Source organism: Polaribacter sp. 20A6 (assembly GCF_011378915.1).
Lineage (GTDB): Bacteria > Bacteroidota > Bacteroidia > Flavobacteriales > Flavobacteriaceae > Polaribacter > Polaribacter sejongensis.
The window spans coordinates 1-633 of the sequence record NZ_WTPZ01000090.1 but is presented as its reverse complement, the minus strand read 5'-3'; the positions used below and the strand labels follow the sequence as shown (position 1 = coordinate 633).

1 protein-coding gene is annotated in these 633 nt (G+C 43.0%); it reads left to right on the top strand.

Translation table 11 applies throughout. From position 1 onward, the window contains the following. A partial coding sequence (locus GQS57_RS18500; RefSeq protein ID WP_205860315.1) for a lectin-like protein occupies positions 1-549 on the top strand: 549 nt, incomplete at its 5' end. Positions 550-633 lie beyond the last annotated feature (84 nt).

Genomic DNA, 633 nt, shown 5'->3' with positions numbered 1-633 from the left:
AAAAAGAAAAGACCGTATTGCCCTGTTAAAGTGTGTTTAGTTGAATTTTCAGTCACTTGGACTATCAGCATGTGGATTTCTGTAGCCTTTATTCTTGCTTTGGCTGTAAGTGGAGTCAACTCTAATGGTTTTCGCCGTGGTAGAAGATGTCCCCCTGGCTGGGAAAAGTTTGAGATGCAGTGTTTTAAATTTTTCAGTGACTTGAAACCATGGGCTGAAGCAGAGAAAAAGTGTCTTGAGCTCGGTGGAAACCTTGCATCAGTCCATGATCCACACACTAGCGGTTTCCTCAAGACCTTTCTGAGAAAATGTGCTAGTGGCATGCCCCGAACCTGGATTGGTGCTCATGATGCAATTAAGAATAATGTCTGGTTTTGGAGTGATGGCTCAAAGTTTGACTACAGTGACTGGCTTACTGGTGAGCCAAATGAATATGGAGGAAAGGAAAATTGTGTGGAGCTGGCCTATGGAGCTGAGCAACGCTGGAATGATCTGGACTGTGCCACTCCTCTCAATTTCATCTGTTTGATTTCTCTTCCTGCTTGTTAATCTTGTCTGTCCATCACCCGAGAGGCTTTGGTTTTTGGATTAATGTTAGTCTCTGCAAAAATAAAAGTGAAGTGGACTTTAAAC